The organism is Lacihabitans sp. LS3-19 (assembly GCF_024343575.1).
In the GTDB taxonomy this organism is placed as follows: domain Bacteria; phylum Bacteroidota; class Bacteroidia; order Cytophagales; family Spirosomataceae; genus Leadbetterella.
Genome location: NZ_RJUA01000127.1, coordinates 377,344 through 397,760, shown reverse-complemented (window position 1 = coordinate 397,760; position 20,417 = coordinate 377,344). Strand labels below are relative to the sequence as shown.

General features: G+C 34.7%; 17 protein-coding genes and 1 tRNA gene. 11 read left to right on the top strand and 7 right to left on the bottom strand.

Going from position 1 to position 20,417, the window contains the following annotated elements; all coding sequences use genetic code 11:
* Positions 1-41: 41 nt before the first annotated feature.
* The 6 genes from EGI22_RS22280 to EGI22_RS22255 all read left to right on the top strand — a co-directional run bounded on the left by EGI22_RS22280 (position 42) and on the right by EGI22_RS22255 (position 5,741).
* A tRNA-His gene (locus tag EGI22_RS22280) sits at positions 42-115 on the top strand.
* A gap of 448 nt (positions 116-563) precedes the next feature.
* Positions 564-1,529, top strand: coding sequence for an alpha-E domain-containing protein (locus EGI22_RS22275; protein WP_255070776.1), 966 nt, complete (start codon positions 564-566; stop codon positions 1,527-1,529).
* Between the two features lie 49 nt (positions 1,530-1,578).
* Positions 1,579-2,307, top strand: coding sequence for a peptidase (locus tag EGI22_RS22270; protein ID WP_255070775.1), 729 nt, complete (start codon positions 1,579-1,581; stop codon positions 2,305-2,307).
* Complete coding sequence (locus tag EGI22_RS22265) at positions 2,304-3,152, top strand: transglutaminase family protein (RefSeq protein ID WP_255070774.1); 849 nt, start codon at positions 2,304-2,306, stop codon at positions 3,150-3,152. The genes EGI22_RS22270 and EGI22_RS22265 overlap by 4 nt, the downstream gene beginning before the upstream one ends.
* Positions 3,153-3,289: 137 nt before the next feature.
* Positions 3,290-4,687, top strand: coding sequence for a phosphoglucosamine mutase (gene glmM, locus EGI22_RS22260; protein ID WP_255070773.1), 1,398 nt, complete (start codon positions 3,290-3,292; stop codon positions 4,685-4,687).
* A 79-nt stretch (positions 4,688-4,766) separates the two neighbouring features.
* Positions 4,767-5,741 carry a glycosyltransferase gene (locus tag EGI22_RS22255; protein WP_255070772.1) on the top strand — a complete coding sequence of 325 codons (975 nt, stop codon included), beginning with the start codon at positions 4,767-4,769 and terminating at the stop codon, positions 5,739-5,741.
* 60 nt (positions 5,742-5,801) lie between these two features.
* On the opposite strand, the gene lgt is transcribed toward EGI22_RS22255, so the two are convergent.
* Entirely contained in the window at positions 5,802-6,623 is an 822-nt protein-coding gene (gene lgt / locus EGI22_RS22250; protein WP_255070771.1) for a prolipoprotein diacylglyceryl transferase, read from the bottom strand.
* Between the two features lie 227 nt (positions 6,624-6,850).
* Here lgt and argC point away from each other — a divergent pair, with 227 nt between their 5' ends.
* Both argC and EGI22_RS22240 read left to right on the top strand, forming a co-directional pair.
* Entirely contained in the window at positions 6,851-7,819 is a 969-nt protein-coding gene (argC, locus tag EGI22_RS22245) for an N-acetyl-gamma-glutamyl-phosphate reductase (protein WP_255070770.1), read from the top strand.
* Positions 7,820-7,832: 13 nt separating this feature from the next.
* Entirely contained in the window at positions 7,833-8,954 is a 1,122-nt protein-coding gene (locus EGI22_RS22240) for an aspartate aminotransferase family protein (protein ID WP_255070768.1), read from the top strand.
* 1 nt (position 8,955) lies between these two features.
* On the opposite strand, the gene EGI22_RS22235 is transcribed toward EGI22_RS22240, so the two are convergent.
* Both EGI22_RS22235 and EGI22_RS22230 read right to left on the bottom strand, forming a co-directional pair.
* Positions 8,956-10,488 carry a hypothetical protein gene (locus EGI22_RS22235; RefSeq protein WP_255070766.1) on the bottom strand — a complete coding sequence of 511 codons (1,533 nt, stop codon included), beginning with the start codon at positions 10,486-10,488 and terminating at the stop codon, positions 8,956-8,958.
* Positions 10,489-10,568: 80 nt separating this feature from the next.
* Positions 10,569-12,134: a sodium:alanine symporter family protein gene (locus tag EGI22_RS22230; RefSeq protein WP_255070765.1), complete on the bottom strand. Its 1,566-nt coding sequence runs from the start codon at positions 12,132-12,134 to the stop codon at positions 10,569-10,571.
* A gap of 202 nt (positions 12,135-12,336) precedes the next feature.
* Here EGI22_RS22230 and EGI22_RS22225 point away from each other — a divergent pair, with 202 nt between their 5' ends.
* Entirely contained in the window at positions 12,337-12,900 is a 564-nt protein-coding gene (locus EGI22_RS22225) for a YceI family protein (protein WP_255070764.1), read from the top strand.
* Between the two features lie 45 nt (positions 12,901-12,945).
* Here the strand turns inward: EGI22_RS22225 and EGI22_RS22220 are convergent, their stop codons facing one another.
* The 3 genes from EGI22_RS22220 to EGI22_RS22210 all read right to left on the bottom strand — a co-directional run bounded on the left by EGI22_RS22220 (position 12,946) and on the right by EGI22_RS22210 (position 16,300).
* Complete coding sequence (locus EGI22_RS22220; RefSeq protein WP_255070763.1) at positions 12,946-14,235, bottom strand: ATP-grasp domain-containing protein; 1,290 nt, start codon at positions 14,233-14,235, stop codon at positions 12,946-12,948.
* A gap of 4 nt (positions 14,236-14,239) precedes the next feature.
* A complete protein-coding gene (locus EGI22_RS22215) occupies positions 14,240-14,950 on the bottom strand; it encodes a WbqC family protein (protein ID WP_255070762.1) in 711 nt (236 codons plus the stop codon).
* Between the two features lie 78 nt (positions 14,951-15,028).
* Complete coding sequence (locus tag EGI22_RS22210; protein WP_255070760.1) at positions 15,029-16,300, bottom strand: DUF349 domain-containing protein; 1,272 nt, start codon at positions 16,298-16,300, stop codon at positions 15,029-15,031.
* A 143-nt stretch (positions 16,301-16,443) separates the two neighbouring features.
* On the opposite strand from EGI22_RS22210, the gene ettA reads away from it, so the two are divergent.
* A complete protein-coding gene (gene ettA / locus EGI22_RS22205) occupies positions 16,444-18,108 on the top strand; it encodes an energy-dependent translational throttle protein EttA (protein WP_255070757.1) in 1,665 nt (554 codons plus the stop codon).
* Positions 18,109-18,110: 2 nt separating this feature from the next.
* Positions 18,111-18,932 carry an aminotransferase class IV gene (locus EGI22_RS22200; protein ID WP_255070755.1) on the top strand — a complete coding sequence of 274 codons (822 nt, stop codon included), beginning with the start codon at positions 18,111-18,113 and terminating at the stop codon, positions 18,930-18,932.
* A gap of 40 nt (positions 18,933-18,972) precedes the next feature.
* On the opposite strand, the gene EGI22_RS22195 is transcribed toward EGI22_RS22200, so the two are convergent.
* Positions 18,973-20,388 carry a Gfo/Idh/MocA family protein gene (locus tag EGI22_RS22195; protein ID WP_255070754.1) on the bottom strand — a complete coding sequence of 472 codons (1,416 nt, stop codon included), beginning with the start codon at positions 20,386-20,388 and terminating at the stop codon, positions 18,973-18,975.
* Positions 20,389-20,417: the final 29 nt, after the last annotated feature.

The following is a 20,417-nucleotide window of genomic DNA, read 5'->3' as shown; positions in this document are numbered from 1 at the left end:
AAATAAAAATAATCTCTACTTTTGCAGTCCAATTCAATACGGAGGTTATAGCTCAGTTGGTTAGAGCACTGGTTTGTGGTGCCGGGGGTCGTGGGTTCGAGCCCCATTAGCCTCCCCGTATATAGCGAGTCTTTTTTAAGGCTCGCTTTTTTTGTGAATTTTAATAAATGATGTGTACTGGTTTGTGGTGCTGAGGGTCGTGGTGGTGCGACATCTCGCTTCGAGCCCCATTAGTCGGTGTGCCGCATCACTCCCCGTATATAGCGAGTCTTTTTTAAGGCTCGCTTTTTTTGTGAATTTTAATAAATGATGTGTACTGGTTTGTGGTGCTGAGGGTCGTGGTGGTGCGACATCTCGCTTCGAGCCCCATTAGTCGGTGTGCCGCATCACTCCCAGTATGTAGCGAGTCTTTTTTAAGGCTCGCTTTTTTTATGTTTTTTTTCAAAAGATCAAAAAAACAATAAAATTATATTTTTCAATGATTTGATTTTAATAATTCTGTAAGAGTTTGTCTAATATTTTTATTTGGGTATATTTGGTTATTAATAATAATACCAAAGAAAATGTTAAGTAGAGTTGCAAATTCCATCTATTGGATGAATCGCTATATAGAGCGAGTTGAAAATTACGCGAGACTTGTGAGTGTAAACATCAATTTGTCGTATGACCTTCCAGGTGTCATTTCGCAACATTGGGGGCTTCTGCTTGAGGCAACTCATGACAAAGCCAGATATGATGAGTTATATGGTGAAGAATCAGAGGAGCAAATTATTAATTTTATTACATTTGATCCGCAGAATCACAATTCGATTTTTAATATTTTGGGTAATGCAAGAGAGAATGCTCGAACTGTAAAAGAGACTCTGCCAAAAGAAATTTGGGAACACCTTAATTCATTTTATTTAGAATTTAAGTCTTATTCAGCTCAAAAGAATAAGCTCAACGATAATTTACCCAGTTTTTATGAAAATATAAAACAACAATGCCAACTTTTTACAGGAATGATAGAAGGAACATTGTCCAGAGACGAGGCCTATTATTTTGCCAATATGGGGAAATTTTTAGAAAGAGCAGATAAGACTTCAAGATTTCTAGATATCGGATATTTTAATTTCAAATCTATGGCAGATTCGAAAGCTGTCAACAGTCAAGATTTGCTGATTTGGTCTTCAGTTTTAAAATCAGTAAGTGCATTTAACATGTACAGGCAACGATATAAGAGTTTGAAACAGGAAAATATCATTGAATTTTTGATTAAAGACAGAGATTTTCCAAGAGCGATAGGGCATTCAATAAAGAAAGCTGAATATGCTATTTATAGAATTTCAGGAGCAAGGCCACAAGATAGTTACTCCAATTCGGCTGAAAAAGCAGTTACGCAATTAAAGCACGAGATAGATTTTACAGAGACCAACGAAATCGTAAAGATGGGGCTTCATAGGTTTTTAAATGATTTTCAAATAAAAAACAATATAGTAGATCAAGAAATTTTTAAAGTTTATTTTGATTTAGATTCAAAAAATCAGTAAGAAAAGATATTTAAATTTGCATCCGTAAACTACTTTAAAATTTAGATATATGACTTTTTGTTTAGGCGTAAAGACGGCACAAGGATTGGTAGCAATCGCTGACAGAAGAATAACTTCGGGCAGCGAGGTGTCTAGTGAGAAAAAACTTTCAGTTCATCAGATTAAAGACCATTCATTGTTTATTATGACGGCAGGTTTGAGGTCAGTAAGAGACAAGGCGATTACTTATTTTCAGGAAGTTATAGAAAAGGAGAGTGGGAATTTCGATAAATTATATTTGGCAGTTAACGCTTTTGGAAGTCAAGTAAAGAGAGTAGCTCAAGAAGATAAACAATCTATTATAAGTTCGGGTTTGAGATTTAATCTTTCAGCTATAGTAGGTGGACAATTGGAAAACGACAAAGAGCATAAGTTGTTCTTACTTTATCCAGAAGGAAATTGGATTGAAGTTACTGAAGGCTCTCAATTTATTATTATAGGAAATTCTGGCTATGGTAAGCCGATATTATATAGAAACATTAAATATTCTAGTCCATTTGAGGAGGTTTTGAAATTAGGGTTTTTAGCGTTTGATTCTACTAGAGTTAGTGCCAACGATGTGGATTTTCCAATCGACGTACTTATTTACGAAAAAGACAGTTATAATATGGTTGAGCACATGTTTGAAAAACAAGATTTGGAACATATTTCTTATCAATGGAATGCTCTCCTAAATAATTCAGTGCAGAAACTACCCGTTGATTGGATAGATCCTTTGCTTAGAAAAAAACAATTATGATATTAGAAGTTGAGCATCAACTAAGTTATTCATATTCAGATTATGTGGGTCTTAATCCACATTATTTTTATTTAAGTCCGAAGCCAAATCCTTATCAATATTTAGTAAAACATAACCTGAGTATATTACCAAAGCCCGATTTGATTAATAAAAACATCGATCAAGAAGGCAATATCCAGCACATTTGTTTTATGAATCTTCAAGTTAGAACTTTTGAAGTAAATTCTAAATTCACCATACAATCTGATGATTTTAAAGGATTGAATTTTGTTTTTTTTCCTTTCGAAACGGCCAAAATTCCTTTTAAATATCCCAATCGGATGGCTATTTATGTAGATTTAATACTTAGTACAAAAAAAATTAGTACTGAAATTCAAGCTTATGGAAATAGGATAGCACAGAGAGCCAATTATAATACCATTGATTTTTTGATGGAATTAACCTCTGACATCCATCGAGGGTTTGGTTATATCTCAAGAGAAAGAGGAAATGCACTTTCGGCAGAGGAGACATTAGTTTCCAAATCGGGTTCTTGCAGAGATTTCTCTGTTTTGATGATTGAAGTTTGTGCATCCCAAGGTATTTTGGGGAGATTTGTAAGTGGTTATTTATACGGTAGCGATTTGCATCAACACGAACTTCACGCTTGGGTTGAGGTGCTCTTGCCAGGTGGTGGCTGGAGAGGATTTGATCCTACTGAAGGAAAAGTCGTAGATAAAAATTACATAGCTTTAGCATCTTCTATAGAATCTTTAGGACTGAACCCAGTTAGAGGAACTTTTAGGTCAAATAATCATGTTGAATCTACGTTGATTACTGAAGTTTTAATTAAAGAAATATCATAAAGTCCACTTAATAATCTTTTTTTAAGTAATTTTGACCCAGTTATCCATAACTATTATTGAAGTGTTTTTTTTTGTTTAATTCCAAATGTCTAATAAAAAAGCATAATTATTTTTAAGAAATATTTAATTCATTCTTCGTGACCTTAATAAAATCAATTTCTGGAATTAGAGGTACTATTGGCGGGAAAAGTGGGGAAAATCTCACACCTCTCGATGTAGTAAAATTTGCGGCTGCATTTGCGGCCACTATTGTAAGTAAAAAAGATGTCAATCCTAAAGTTGTAATTGGTAGAGATGCCCGACCATCAGGAAAGATGGTTTCTGATTTGGTTGTTTCTACCTTAATCGGAATGGGTATTGATGTTATTGACTTAGGTTTGTCAACTACACCAACAGTAGAAATGGCTGTGCCACTTGAAAATGCTGGAGGAGGGATTATTTTGACGGCAAGTCATAATCCTATTCAGTGGAATGCACTAAAATTACTTAATGAAAAAGGCGAATTCATTTCTGGAGCTGATGGCGAAAAACTATTAGAACTAGTTGAAAATGAAGATTTTTCGTTTGTTGATGTTAAGCATTTGGGAAAATACGAAGTAAATGATACTTATCTACAAAAACATATTGATGCTATTTTAGCTTTGACTTCAGTAAATGTAGAAGCTATAAAGCAAGCAGGGTTTAAAGTGGTAGTAGATGCAGTTAATTCTTCTGGGGGAATTGCAGTTCCTATGCTCCTAAAAGCCTTGGGTGTAGAAGAAATAAAAGAATTAAATTGTGAACCAACTGGGATTTTTGCACACAATCCTGAACCATTGCCTGAGAACCTCCGGGAGATTTCGAGTGAAATGAAAAAAGGGGATTATGATTTAGGAATAGTTGTTGACCCTGATGTAGATCGTTTGGCTTTGATATGTGAAGACGGAGAGCCATTTGGTGAAGAATACACTTTGGTTGCAGTTGCTGATTATATTTTAAGTTTAAATAAGAAACATAAAAACACTACGGTTTCAAATTTATCTTCTACAATGGCCCTGAAAGACGTGACCGAAAGTCATGGAGGTGAATATTTTTCAGCGGCGGTTGGAGAAGTAAATGTGGTAGAAAAAATGAAGAAGGTAGGTTCAATAATTGGAGGAGAAGGAAACGGAGGTATCATTTTTCCAGAGCTACACTTCGGTAGAGATGCTTTGGTGGGGATTGCATTATTTCTAAGTCACTTAGCCAAATTTGATAAACCAGTTGGTTTTCTTAGAAAAAAATACCCAAATTATTTTATTGCAAAAAAGAAAATAGAGCTGGATTTGGGTACTAATGTTGATGTTATTTTAGAAAAAATCCAAAAGAAATATTCAAAATACGAGCTAGATACCAGAGATGGTGTAAAGATAAATTTTGACAAAGAATGGGTACATCTCCGTAAATCAAACACAGAGCCTATTATTAGAATTTATGCTGAAAGTGAGTTTGAAACCAAAGCGGATAATCTAGCAGATAAAATAATTTTAGACATCAAGGAGGTTATGACTTCTTAAATATATATGCGATTTTAGCATAAAAATTTTTAATATTTTCAAAGAACAGGATTTCTATCCTGTTTCTTTTTTTTAATCTATGACGCAAAATCAACCATTAGTTAGTGTTCATTTATTAACCTATAATCACGTCAAATTTATCAGGCAGTCGATTGAAAGTGTGGTTAATCAAAAGACAAATTTTCCTTTTGAAATCATCATTGGAGACGATTGCTCTACAGATGGTACTAGTTTGATAGTTGACGAATATGCTCTTAAATATCCGGAACTGATAAAAGTAGTAAGAGGAAAAACCAATGGCGGTCCTCAGCCCAATTCGATAAGAATCCTTGAGAATTGCAAGGGAAAATATATGGCTGCTTTGGAAGGGGATGACTATTGGATAGACGAGCTAAAACTACAGAAACAAGTCGACTTTATGGAAGCCAATCCTGACTTTGCGATGTGTTTTACAAATACTCGCGTGGAGTTTTTTGAAGGAAAAGAGGAACCTTATATCTTAAATCAAGATTTAGAAAAAGATGTTTTCGAATTAAAAGATCTAATAGCCGAAACCGAAGTGTGGTTTATGGGCACAGCTACACTTTTTTATAAATTGAATGTCATATTCCCTGTAGAGCCATGGTTTCATAAAACTAAAAGTGGAGATATACCAATGATAATGCTTGCTGCCAGACATGGAAAAATCAAGTTTTTGGATAGCGTAACTGCGGCTTACAGAAGACATGCCGCAGGAGCAAGCAATACTGACCACAAAGATGATGCGGTTTTTTTAGAAAATAGAATCATGATGTATACAAATCTTGATAAGGATACAGCTTATAAATTTCACGATAAGTTTAAAAGAAACTTAGGGGGTTGGTATTATTTGTTGCTTAATTCAAAACAGTATCAAGGTTTTTATTTCAAAAAATTTGGAGTTGCACTTAAGTATATTTCATTGATGTATCCAAATATTACCCATTTAAAATTGGTAATTAGAGACCATATTATTCCTCTGTGGATGATGGAATTTTCACGTTATATTAGGAGAACTTTAGGAATGATAAATTAAATAAAAAAGCCAGAATTTAAGAATTCTGGCTTTTAGATATTTGAAAATTTTGTTTGAAAATCAAGAATTTAAGTTGGGTTTGTTTTTAAGTGCCCTTACCAAAACAAAAATGCCAAATAAAATAACTGGAATACTTAATATTTGTCCCATATTGAGTGCCATTCCGTCTTCAAATTTCTCCTGATTTTCTTTGAGGAATTCATAGAAAAATCTTAGACCAAATATCCAAATGAAAAATATACCTGTCAATGAACCTCTTGGCGTGTTGCCTTTCCATTTTTCATAAAGAAAAAATAGAATCACGAAGAGTATCAAACAACTGATGGATTCGTACAATTGTGCTGGATGTCTAGGCACTTGATCAAACTCAAAGTTTTGTTTAAACAATACCGCCCAAGGCACATCTGTAGCTTTTCCAACTATTTCGGAGTTCATGAAATTTCCAAACCTAATAAATGCTCCACCTAAAGCACTTACTATTACTAATCTATCTGTTAGCCAAAGATAATCGTAGGTTGGGTTTCTTTTTTTGAAAATAAAAAGACCCAATAATACGCCGAATGCAGCACCATGGCTTGCAAGTCCAGAATATGGCGGTATCAGCATATCCCAAAGAAATGCACCAGGATTTTCCATAAAATGTCCACCTTCGTAGAACACGTAGTGGCCAATCCGAGCTCCAAGAACTATTGACAATATCATCGTCAAAAGCAGTTTGTCTAGATCGTTTTCGTCTTTCCTTTCTATTTTGAAAATCCTAGCGATGATTTGGAAGCCTATCAAAAAACCGAGAGCAAATAGCAAACCATACCATCTGATCTCGAAACTGCCGATTTTTACGATTGTGGGCGATACATCCCACACTATTTGATTTAAAAGCATATATTATTTTTAGGTCTTTCTTAAAAAAGTAAATTTAGCCTTTAAGATTAAAACAAACTAAATTTATTAAAAATCTTAACAAGTTTTAATTAATTTTGTAGCTGATGACGCCAAAATTGAAATATTTCGCCTCCATATTATTTCTCCGAAGACCACTTCGAGGATTGCTCCGACGATAACACATTTTCGGTTTAATCTATTTTTTTATTCAATAATCATAATATTTAATGAACTCCATAAAAGTTGGAATCATAGGAGGAGCAGGCTACACAGGTGGTGAGCTTCTAAGAATTCTCATACATCATCGCTTTGCTGAAGTTGTATTTGTCAATTCTCAAAGTCAAGCTGGCAAGCCAGTTTCAAGTACTCACACAGATTTATTAGGAGACACTGATTTGTTATTTTCTGAAAGTTTGGCATTTGACACAGTAGATGTGATTTTTTTATGCTCTGGACATGGTCAATCTGCAAAGTTTTTGGCTGAAAATGATGTGCCTTCTAACATGAAAATAATAGATTTGAGTACGGATTTTAGAAACGAGACAGAAGGTTTTGTTTACGGTTTGCCTGAGCTCAATCGCCATAAAATAAGACAAGCTACAAAAATTGCAAATCCAGGTTGTTTTGCTACTTCTATTCAACTGGCTTTGTTGCCTCTGGCTGCCAATGGTTTAATTAAAGATGAGGTACATGTTAGTGCAGTTACTGGTTCTACTGGAGCTGGGCAGTCGCTGAGTGCTTCCACGCATTTTAGTTGGAGAAACAATAATGCATCTATTTATAAAGCCTTCACCCATCAGCATTTGGCTGAAATTGGCCAAAGTTTGTCTCAATTGCAAAGTGGTTTTGATAAGGAAATAAATTTTATTCCCTATCGTGGTAACTTCACTCGCGGCATAATGGCCAATGTTTACCTGAACTTTGAGGGTACTTTAGCAGAAGCAAAGGAAATATTTGAATCGTATTATTCAGAGCATCCTTTCTGTCATATTTCTGAAAGCCCGATAGATTTGAAACAAGTGGTAAATACCAATAAATGCCTAATTCAATTGCAAAAAGAAGGAAGTAAATTATTGATTACATCTATTATTGATAACTTGGTAAAAGGGGCTTCGGGTCAGGCTGTTCAAAATATGAATCTTGCCTTTGGATTAGATGAAACTGAAGGTTTGAAATTAAAAAGTGTTGGTTTTTAAAAAATAAGAAGAAATGAAATTATTTGATGTATATCCTATAAACAATATTGAGCCTGTAAAAGCATTGGGTAGCAAAATTTGGGACGATAAAGGACAAGAATATTTAGATTTGTATGGCGGACATGCGGTTATATCCATTGGTCACTCTCATCCGCATTATGTAAGGAAAGTAAGTAAGCAGCTTAAAAACCTTGGTTTTTATTCAAATTCTGTCAAGATTTCTTTGCAAGATGAGCTTGCAGATAAATTGGGTAAGCTTTCTGGATTGAAAGATTACAGTCTTTTTATGGCGAATTCAGGTGCTGAGGCCAATGAAAATGCATTAAAATTAGCCTCTTTTCATACTGGCAGAACCAAAGTTGTTGCATTTACGAAAAGTTTTCATGGCAGGACCTCGGCAGCAGTGGCGGTTACTGATAATCCAAGTATTAAGGCACCTTTAAACTTTGCAGATCACGTGGTTTTTGTACCATTTAACGATGCCGAGGCTGCAAAAAATGCTATTGACAATGAAACTTGTGCAGTTATTGTTGAAGGTATTCAAGGCGTAGGGGGGATACAAGTTGCGACAGAGGAATTTATGAAAGCTATCCGAACTTCATGTGATAAGACTGGAGCTGTTTTTATACATGATTCGGTACAGTGTGGATATGGTCGTTCGGGTAAGTTTTTTACTTTTCAGCATTATAAAATCAAACCAGATATTGTTTCAGTTGCCAAAGGTATGGGCAATGGTTTTCCTGTGGGTGGAATTTTGATTTCACCAAAGTTTCAAGCCAAACATGGGCTTTTGGGGACTACATTTGGAGGGAATCATTTGGCTTGTGCTGCTTCTATCGCGGTTTTGGATGTGATTAAAAAAGAAAAATTGATTGAAAATGCAGCTTTACTAGGTGATTATTTATTTGAAGAATTAGGCAAATTCAAAAATATCAAAGACTTGAGAGGTAAGGGTTTAATGATAGGAATTGAACTCGAACAGCCCGTTTCTGAAATAAGAAACAAATTACTTTTTGACGATTATATGTTTACCGGAGTTGCGGGTGCAAATACTATCAGATTACTGCCAAGTTTGGCACTTCAAAAAGAAGAAGCAGATAGATTTTTAGAAACATTTAGCAAATATGTGAAGTAAACTACTTCACATATTTTTTTCTTCCGTTTGCAGGATATTTGTTTATAAACCCACAGCCAATGTTTAAGTTAGGAGTGCTTAGGTCAGAGTTATTGGATAAAATATTTCCACCAGTCCAAATTCCGTTTATCGTATTTAGTCCATAGCAATTTTCTGTATTTATAGTATTAAATTGAAATCCAGAAATTACTTCCATATGACTTTGATGTGAAAATTTCTTTTGAGTGAAATTGCTGTTTTTAATATTGTAAATACCATTGTTACTCGAAATGTCCAAATCAATATAACACACATCGTTTAGGAATTCGCAAGACTCCAAGGTGGTATTCTTTGAGCTGTAAAATTTTATACTAAATAATTCAGTATCTCTAAAAGTAACATTAGAGATGGAAGAATTCGCAGTAGTCTTGTAATCAAATATTCCGATGAAATTTTTGTCAAAAAGCACATGGTGGATTTTTGGAGGAATCGAACTTGATGAAGTCGTAAAGAACTCAAAGCTTAATGCATTTTTTGCATTTTTAATAGTAGAATAAGACAGCTCTATTTCTCCGTTTGAGATTAATCCATTCCAATCGCTATTTGTTCCCAATGGATCCGAAGATTTCATTTCAATAATATTATTAATGTCTCCATTGCTAAACAATTTACCATCACATGTAATTGTTGAAAGCGGTAGCGTGTTTTTGATATTAATAATTGTTCCAGGCTTTATTGTTAATTTTCTTGACTTAGGTATAACAATTGAGCCGTTTAAATTTATCATTCCAGCCCAAGTTTCGTCTTTGCTAAGTGTGTGTCCCTGTATTTCGCCACTAATTGTATCGTCATAATTTCCCGTGATTTTTACCATAATTGTTTTCCCAACTTGCCCTAAAACTTTGGGTAAAATTGAGATAAACCCTTCAAAATTTCCAGCTGATATTTTTTCAGTATCAATATCGATTTCTAAGCTATCTAGCGTTATTTTTGAATTTTGAGTTTTATTGATTTTTAGCCAAGGCTGGTCGGTACTTGCCAGATATTCTAAGTCTTCTAATCCTGTTTTTGAAAGTATTATTTTACTTTTAGAAAAAGATTTTATAGTTCCGAGTTCAATTAAGGTAGTGTTACTTTGTAAAATTGTAGGTTTGAAAGTCCCTTTTACATTAAAAATAATATCAGAGCTTTCTTTACCATTTATTGAATTTTTGACCGTAATAATTGCTGCATTTTCTCCTTCAATTAACTCCTCCGAAGGCATTTTTACATGAAATCTTACAGTATCTGATACCAATTTTAAAATTCCATTAGGATTGTCTATAATCAGCCAATTTTTGTTTGAAGTAGCTTCGTATTTAATTAAACCAGGACCTTTCTTTTTGAAATTGAAACTCCCCGCTGATTGAGAGTGAATTTCTTGGATGTCTATTTCTGTCTGCCCTAATTTCACTGTAGGGTCAGGAATTGGCAATGGAGCTAGAGGAGTAGGAGTTTCTTTACAAGAATATATTAATAAGGTAAAACAAAAAAAGACTAAAAAGCTTTTATTCAATTCAAATTGGTTTATTCTGCAAAATTAGTCTTTTTTTATTAAATGGTAAAATGTAAGAAGAGGCTGATTACCTATGCTTTTTATTTTGCCTTTATAGCATTTAAATATCTATTTAATTCTTCTTTTACCTTAGGAAATAAAAAGAACAGGCCAATCATATTTGGAAAAACTAAGGCTAAGATCATGGCATCTGAAAACTTTATCACCGAGTCAAGTTTTGCTGCTGCACCGATTACTACAAACAGCAGAAATAAGATTTTGAAAACTAAATCTGCTTGTTTGCTTTTGCCAAAAAGGTATTTCCACGATTGTAAGCCATAATATGACCATGAAATCATGGTAGAAAATGCAAATAGAACGATTGCGATAGTAAGTACATACGAAAAATGAGGAATAACAGAATCGTAAGCAGCTGCAGTTAAATCAACACCGCCCATTGATTGGCCCGTGGTATTTAATACAACTTGTCCACCGACTCCGCCATAAGTAAATATGTTGTCTTGATTAAACATGATAATTACCAAGGCTGTCATCGTACAAATAACTACAGTGTCTATGAAAGGCTCCAAAAGTGCTACAATTCCTTCTGATGCTGGATATTTAGTTCTCACTGCCGAGTGAGCAATTGCCGCAGAACCTGCTCCGGCTTCGTTTGAAAAAGCAGCTCTTTGAAATCCTACAATTAATACGCCTATTAAACCTCCCATTCCAGCTTGAGGATTAAAAGCTTGGCTAAATATCATCCCGAATGCATCATCAATAAAATCGTAGTGGTAACCAATAATTACCAAAGAGGCTAAAACATATAAAACGGCCATAAAAGGCACAATCTTTTCAGTGAATTGAGCAATCCTTTTAATACCTCCTATGATAACTACACCAACTATAGCAGCCATTATTACACCAATAATTGTTTTTGTAGCTCCCCCATCTAGAGCAAACATAGTAGTTATCTGCTGAGTTGCCTGATTTGACTGGAAAGCATTTCCACCACCAAAAGACGCCCCAACGCAAAGTACTGCAAAAAGAGCACCTAAGAATTTTCCTAAACCAACTAAGTTTTTTTCTGCTAAGCCTTTCTTTAAATAATACATAGGTCCACCGTGTACTATTCCGTTGCTATCAATGTCTCTGTATTTTACGCCTAGTGTACATTCTACAAATTTTGAAGTCATACCCAAAAGGCCGCAAATAACCATCCAGAATGTAGCCCCTGGTCCTCCAAGTCCGACAGCTACAGCTACACCAGCAATGTTTCCTAAGCCTACAGTTCCCGATACTGCTGTAGCTAAGGCTTGAAAATGACTTACTTCACCATGTTTTGATTCGTCTTTTATAGTATCTACTATGTCTCCTTCTACAATATTTAAGTCTGGATCATTTGGGTCAGGATGTTGATCTAAATAATCATACTCACCTTTTACAACTTTTATTGCAAATGGTATTTTTCTTAAATTTATAAATCCAAAATAAATAGTAAAAAACGCCGCACCGCATACCAATAAAATCACTACTATTGGCATAGATTTGCCTTCAGTGATAGGTACACCATACAAGATTAATGATTCCCATGCATTGGCTATTGGGGCAAAAGCATTGTCAATTTTTTCGTCGATTCCAGGCTCAAAATTTAATAGGTTTAACATTTAATATTATTTAATAGGGTTTGAAAAATTATTATTTGATGAAATTGTATTTACAAATAAACTTAAAAATACGACTATATGCCATAAAACCTTCATTTTTTCACAAAAAATGAATTTTTCAATTTATTTATAAACATTTGAACTAAACAATATTAATAAATGTATATACATTAATTGTTTAAACTTTTAATAATATTTTCAAATGAAAAAAGTATTTTTATTTTTTGTAGCTGGATTTTTATCCCTTTCAACTTTCGCACAAACTTGGACTTTGGACAAAGTTCACTCAAATGTAGCCTTCACTATTACACACATGATGATTTCTGATGTTGATGGTAGTTTTAAAGTGTATGATGCAAAAATGACCTCTTCAAAAGCAGATTTTTCTGATGCATTATTTGAATTTTCGGCAGAGGTAGGAAGTATAAATACTGGCAACGAAATGAGAGACGGGCACTTGAAAAGTCCTGACTTTTTTGATGCTGCTAAGTTTTCAACTTTAACTTTCAAAAGCACTTCAATTAAAAAAGGGAAAGGTCAAAATGTAACTATCAATGGTAACCTTACGATGCATGGTGTTACTAAACCATTGGTTTTGACAGCAATAGTTAAAGGGCCAATTGAAAATCCAAGAAGCAAAAAAATGATGATGGGAATAACAGCTTCTGGTACAATTAATAGAATTTCATATGGAGTTGGTACTTCTGGAGCAACTTTAAGCGATGATGTTGTAATTAAAGTTTCAGGAGAATTCACTAAAGACTGATTTTTAAGAAGTTTTGAATAAAAAGAGAGCCGATTTGGCTCTTTTTTATTCTTTCCAATCTATCAAAGTGCCTAAGGCATCCACATCAAAAACCGGAATATTTAATGTTTTTTTGATTTTTGCTCTTTCTCCATATGCATTGTCCACAAAAATCACCTTTTCTTTTTCTGTTATATACTTATACTTTTCATCATCCATTTTTAAATGTATTATTTGATCAAAAATACCTTTGTGAATCGCCAAATCTTCTAAAGTTTTATAAATATCCTTTTGGTGTTTTGTGATTAGTTTAATGGTTCTGTTTTTTGCTTTTTGATGATACAGAAACTGCATTACGTTGGCGTTTACTTTCTCTTCTTTTGTGATGGTATCATCAAAATCAATGTAAATTGTATTATACTCGAATTTTGGTGAATACCTGCTATAAAGTGCTCTATCCATTTCCAAAACATAATCATTTGAAAATACTTCCACATCATAATCCAAATAATCGTAAATCATAAGCATTGGGAAGTTCACGCCCAAGCCTCTGAAAACATTCATGTTTCCAGAAACTTTGCAAGATGCTTCCAAGAGTTTATATTTTCCATTTACATCTTTTTTAAGTTGGAAATACCATGCACCTCTTATGCCAATTTTATCAGAAACTATCTTGCCAATGTTTTTGATTTCGTCTGTTGCAGGTACTGTGGTACTGTTTACACAAACTCCATCGTGCACTCTTTTTCTGATTCTTGGTCCAACAAATTGTAGATTTCCATGTCTATCCGTAAAACAATCTATGGTGAGTTCTTCTCCTGGCAAAAACTCTGTAACTACATAGTTATCCAAATCTGGCAAATCCAACAATTGCTTTTCATTTTTTACAATAAACGCTCCTTTGCTACCTTGCCCTTCGTTTAATTTTGCATAAACTGGGTATTCTTTTATGTCGCTTAAAGTTGGAAATACAGTTGGACAAAAATCAAATTTTTTGAAAAGCTCATAAATTCGTTTTTTACTTCTGCATATTTCCGCTTGTTCCAAGCCGGGAACCGCAATTTTGGTATTTATTTCGCCAGCATGCTTGGCCAAATAGACCAAAATGGTGTCATGCGTTGGTAAAATAATATCTATTGACTCTTTTTCTATTAAATTATTGAGTTCTTGAATAAAATTGGGCTCTACTATATTTGGAAAATTGCCATAATAATTTTCATACACCATTCTCCCATGATCTTCTTTTCCAGAGGCACCTACCAGACGAATATTCATTACATCTTTTAGGGCAATGTGGATTTCTAAAGCACTTTCGGCTCCACACGGAAAAACTAGTACATTGGTTTTCTTATTCATATTATTAAATTCTTATTTCTTCAAATTCACCTAGCCATTTTTGAATGTTCGTAATATCATTAAACATTAAAAGGTCCAAAATTGAAAGCCAAGGCACGAATTCTTTTCCAAATTGCAGATATTCAATGGGTTTGGATTTTATGAAACTGAGTTCAATGTTTTGTATCTGGAAATCTGAACTTTGATACAGTTCAAGACCTCCTATTGGATTTATATATTTAGTTGCTTTAATCTCCTTGCAAATAGCCAAAACTTTGTCCTGGCTTTTTAAGCTATGCTCTATTTGTAGTGTAGAAGAAGTAATAATTGGTGTCCTTATTTCTAAATAGTTGCAGGTAAGCGTAAGAGAATTAGCCAAAAAGGTGAATAAGTTTTTGTCTTCAAAAAAGAGAATTTTTTCTAAAAAGTCAATTGTGTTCTCAAAAAATGGAGCTTTTCGATAGTTTTCTTTAATTTTTCTAAAGAGTTTCTCCCTTTCGGTCTCCCACGTATCACTTAGGAATCTCTGATTTACATCTAGATAGTCAGAGTCTTTTTTTAAGGGTAAAGTAATGTATTCATCTTTCCCGTTTTGCAAAATTCTATTTCTGTGAAACCAGCCTTTTTTCGAAAATTGAATATTGTCATAAATCACAAATTCATCAACAGCATTTATAAGTTGGAAATAGCCGATATAAGGCAAAAAATAAGGTTGCATTATGGCTATTTTCTTCATATTCTGAATTTATGGTAAAACAAAAGGTGACAGCTTTGATGTGTATCAAAACTATCACCTTTAAATTATTTTTTACTATTATAATGTAGCAACTTTATGTCTCAATTCTTCAAGTATTACCTCTTTCATCAAAAGCTTACGTTTTTGAGTTTTAAGGTTCGACTGCATCATTTGATCCATTTCGTAGCCTGAACTTTGGCTGTCATAGCTATGAATCAAGTCATCCAAGTCAGTTCTAGCACGTCTCACGATATTTTCCATTTCACGGTACTTCGTAAGGTCTTTTTGCTTGTCGCTCAAGAAACTGAAAGTTGGATATTTACGAGCAATAACTTTATGTAAATAGCTAAGCTCGAATATTTTATCACAAGCTGCCCTAAACCTCTCCGCAACATTTCTATCTGCAACGTGTGCAGGAACCCTGATGGTTTTCCATTCGTTCAATAGATATTTAGCTCTGTTTGTAGCTGAAACCATATCTTCTGATTCTGCAAGTTTCTCAACTTCTTTCACCATTTTCATTTGGGCTTCAATCCTTGGATCAATTCTACGCTTAGGCACAATACCTTTTGATCTACAGTATCTATCGTAAAATAACGATGTAGGTTTCTTGAAGTTTTTATACAAAACTTTCAATACTTTCGGGGGAATATCACCAATGATCTTCCATTCCGTCTGCATATTTTTCAAGTCCAAGAAAGCCTCATCCCAGTCAGTTCTACTTTGTAGTTCCTCACCTCTACGAATAAGTTCGTTATATTTATTGATTCTTTCATCGATAATTCGATTTTGTTCCTCAAAAAATACTTTTCTTGCTTGATAAAAAGTATCAAGAATTGATTTGAAATCCTCTTCAATCTGTTCGTTAAGTTCTTTCTCGACAGGCCCCGTTCTTATCCACTTAGTTCTAATTTCTTGAAGAATGTCGGCAGTATCTTTCCAATCTTCGCTGTGCTCGTAAGGCTTTGCCTCTTCGATCAACGCTTTTTTGATTTCTAGATTTGTCGATTGATTTTCTCCAATCAATGAAGTCAAGTCGCCTTCCAATACATCAAGTTTTTCAAGTAATGGAATGAAGTTTCCAATACCATCAAAATTCAACAATCTTTTACGCAATTGAATCAATTTAGTAAGATAAGAACCTTTGTTTTGAGCTTCCTCAATTTCAGATTCAAGTTGGTTCACCTTAGATACGGCTATGTCGTATCGGTTAACGAAGTACTGGAAAGCTTCCTCTTCAGTTCTTTTCACTTCGCCAATTTGTCGGTCGGGCATGTCCATGTACCCTTTTAAAAATACCTTACTATCAAGGATGTAAGCGTATTCGTTTTCTAATGTAACGCCTTTCATAATTTAAGGAGTGGCTACTTTTTGTATGTAATAAATGGTTTTAAAAATGTAAAAATCGTTGTTTTTTTGCATATTACAAAGTAAGCTTGCGATATTTGTGCAAAAAAAAACATTAAGCCTTCTTTTTTTAACTATTCTTTAATATGAGCGAACAAATAATCTTTTCTATGGCTGGTGTGAGTAAAATCATTCCACCGCAAAGACAAGTACTTAAAAATATATACTTATCCTTCTTCTATGGAGCTAAAATCGGGGTTTTAGGACTTAATGGATCTGGTAAATCCACTTTGCTGAGAGTAATAGCAGGTATAGATAAAAACATAAATGGCGAAGTTGTTTTCTCGCCCGGGTATTCTGTAGGTATGCTTGAGCAGGAACCGCAGCTTGATCCAAACAAGACGGTAAAAGAAATTGTAGAGGAAGGTGTTCAAGAAACGGTAAACCTGCTGAAAGAATTCGATGAAATAAACGAAGCTTTTGCAGATCCTGATGCTGATTTTGACAAACTAATGGAACGCCAAGGCGATGTACAAGAGAAGCTCGATACACTAGATGCTTGGGAGCTAGATAGTAAACTTGAAAGAGCTATGGACGCCCTTCGTTGTCCACCATCAGAGGCTAAAATAGGTACTCTTTCAGGAGGTGAAAAAAGGCGAGTGGCTTTGTGCAGGTTGCTTTTGCAACAGCCTGATGTTCTGCTACTTGATGAGCCGACCAACCACTTGGATGCTGAGTCTGTTTTATGGCTGGAGCAACACTTGAATCAATACAAAGGAACAGTGATTGCAGTTACGCACGATAGGTATTTTCTGGACAATGTTGCTGGCTGGATTTTGGAATTGGATAGGGGAGAAGGCATACCATGGAAGGGTAATTATTCATCGTGGTTGGAGCAAAAACAAAATCGATTGGCTCAAGAAGAAAAGTCGCAATCGAAGCGTCAAAAAACTTTGGAAAGAGAGCTTGAATGGGTAAGGATGTCGCCAAAAGGAAGAATGGCGAAATCTAAAGCAAGACTAAGTGCTTATGATAATTTATTAAATCAAGACGTCAAAGAAAGAGACGAAAAATTAGAGTTGTATATTCCGCCAGGACCGCGATTGGGTAATAAAGTTATTGAGGCCAAAGGTATAAAAATGGGTTTTGAAGATAGACTTTTATATGAAAACCTGAACTTTACTCTTCCGCCAGCAGGAATTGTGGGCATAATAGGAGCCAATGGAGCAGGTAAAACCACTTTGTTTAAACTTATAACTGGGCAATTAAAACCACTAGAAGGTACTTTTGATGTAGGTGAAACTGTAAAACTGGCTTATGTAGATCAAGAACATGATAGTTTAGACGCAAACAAGACAGTTTACGAGTTGATTTCAGAAGGCAATGACTGGGTGATGTTGGGTAATAAACAAATGAACGCAAGAGCTTACGTAAGTAAATTTAATTTCGGAGGTTCTGATCAAGAAAAAAAGATAGGTGTGCTTTCAGGTGGAGAAAGAAATAGAGTTCACTTGGCAATGATGCTGAAAGAAGGCGGGAATTTGTTGTTATTAGATGAGCCGACTAACGACTTGGATGTGAATACATTAAGGGCCCTTGAGGAAGGCCTTGAGAACTTCGCAGGCTGTGCTGTGGTTATCACCCACGATAGGTGGTTTTTAGATAGAGTAGCGACACATATTTTGGCTTTTGAAGGAGATTCTAATGTAGTTTGGTTTGAAGGCAACTTCTCCGAATACGAAGAAAATCATAGAAAGAGAATGGGGAATGATTTGACGCCTAAAAGAATTAAATACAGAAAACTTCAATAATCATGCATCACTGTTGGTTTAACGGAACAATAACTGAAGCGAACAAAACGCAAATCAATATCAATGACCTCGGCCTAATGAGAGGCTATGGATTATTCGATTATTTTAGAACTTATAATCAGAAACCTTTTCAATGGGATTGGTATTGGGAACGATACGAACGATCGGCAAAGCTTTTGAAAATTGAAAATCCTATTTCTAAAAATGAGGCTTTTGAAGTTGTGAAATCTCTTATCCAAATGCATGGTGAAGGGGAAGTTGCTATTAGGTTTTTACTTACAGGTGGTTATACTTTTGATTCAGTTACCTCCGCCAAAGCCAATTTAATGATAATTTCAGAGAGTTTGCATTTTGCATCTCCTGTTGAATATCTTACTGGTATAAAAGTAATGTCTTATGAATATGTTAGAGATTTGCCAACTATAAAAAGCATTGATTATAAGCACTATATGATACTTCAAGGTGAATTGAAAGAGCAAAAAGCGGCTGATGTGTTATTTCATAAAAATGGAGAAATAAGTGAGTTGAGCAGAAGCAATGTTTTTATAATTAATGGAAATAAACTCATTACGCCTGACAAAAATATTTTAGAAGGAATCACCCGAAGGACAGTTTTAGAATTGGCTAAAAATGATTTTGAAATTGAGCTTCGTTCTGTTGGTTTTCAAGAAACGTTAGATGCAGAGGAGGTATTTACTACAAGTACGACCAAAAGAGTTTTGCCTATCTCAAAAATTGATGAGCATATAATAGGAAAAGGAGGAATTGGCCCTAAAACCCAGTTTCTTTTAGATAAAATTAATCATTTAGTAGAAAATTGGTAAAAAGAATTTCAACTTCGAAATTCTTTTTGCTATATCTGCTTTAAACCTTTCTTACCCCCGTATTTCCTCCTCCTTCAAGAGTTAAACTTACGGGTTGGTTGTTTTTCCATGCACCTCGTGTGAAGTCAGGGATATCTACAGTTTTTCCTCTATTTGCAACGGACATTTCGCTAGTTTCCGTTATTACACTCCAAGAGGCGGCATCGTACACATCTTCGTCTAAAGGTAGTCCATTTCTTAAGCAATCAATTAAACGCCAGTCCATTATAAAATCCATGCCGCCATGGCCGCCTACTTTTTTAGCTACTTCTCCTATGTATTTTACCAAAGGCGTGGTGAACTTTTCCTCAATCTCTTTTAGTTCTTTTTCGCTCATCCAATCTTCTCCCAAAGCTATTTTTCCGGGTTCAGGATATTTTAGGGCGGCTCCTTTAGTACCACTTAAAAGATGAATTCTAGAATAAGGGCGTGTTGACGTTACATCATGCTGAAGCATAATCGTCTTTCCATTATTGGTTTTAATGATGGTGGTGTTCATATTACCCCTAAAAGGTTTTCCGACATATTCTTTAAAGAAATCGTCTTTTGAGGCCAAATCTTTTGCCATTTGTCCCATTTGGAAATCATTCGAAGAAATAGAAACCAAATGGTCAAATTTATCACCTCGATTGATATTTAAACATTGGGCTATTGGACCTAAGCCATGGGTTGGGTAGAGATTTCCATTTCTATCCATGTTATCATTCAAACGCCACATATCAGAATAGGCTGTTTTGCTGAAATTGGAATCTATCAAATTATGAATATATGCACCCTCGGCATGAACAAGTTCGCCAAACATTCCATTTCTGGCCATGTTTAATGTAAGTTGTTCAAAAAAATCATAGCAGGTGTTTTCCAACATCATGCAGTGTTTTTTAGTTTTTTCTGAAGTCTCCACCAATTCCCAACATTCGTCAATAGTTTTGGCTGCAGGTACTTCTGTGCAAGCGTGTTTACCATGATTCATTGCATAAACAGCCATAGGAGTATGTAAACTCCAAGGGGTACAGATGTATATCAAATCTATATCTGGATTTTCGCACATAGCTTTCCATCCATCATTTCCACTGTATTCTTTGGCTTTTGGCAAGCCAACATCCGATATTACCTTTTGGCTTTTAGAAACTTTCGTAGCGTCTTTATCACAAAGACCCACTATTTCTGCATCCTCTATTCTGATATATCGTTTTATCGCTCCAGAACCTCTATTGCCAAGTCCAATGAAGCCAATTCTCACTTTATCCATTTTTGGAGCTGCATAGCCACACATGTTGAATAATTGAGAACCCTTGGGTTTTAAAAAGTCTTCAGATCCAGAAGTTTGAGCCGCCTCTGAAATATTTGGTAAGCCCACAATTGCGGCACCAGTTCCTACACTAATATTTTGAAGAAATTTTCTACGGTTTGATTTCATGATTTTAGATTTGGTTTGTTAAAAAATGA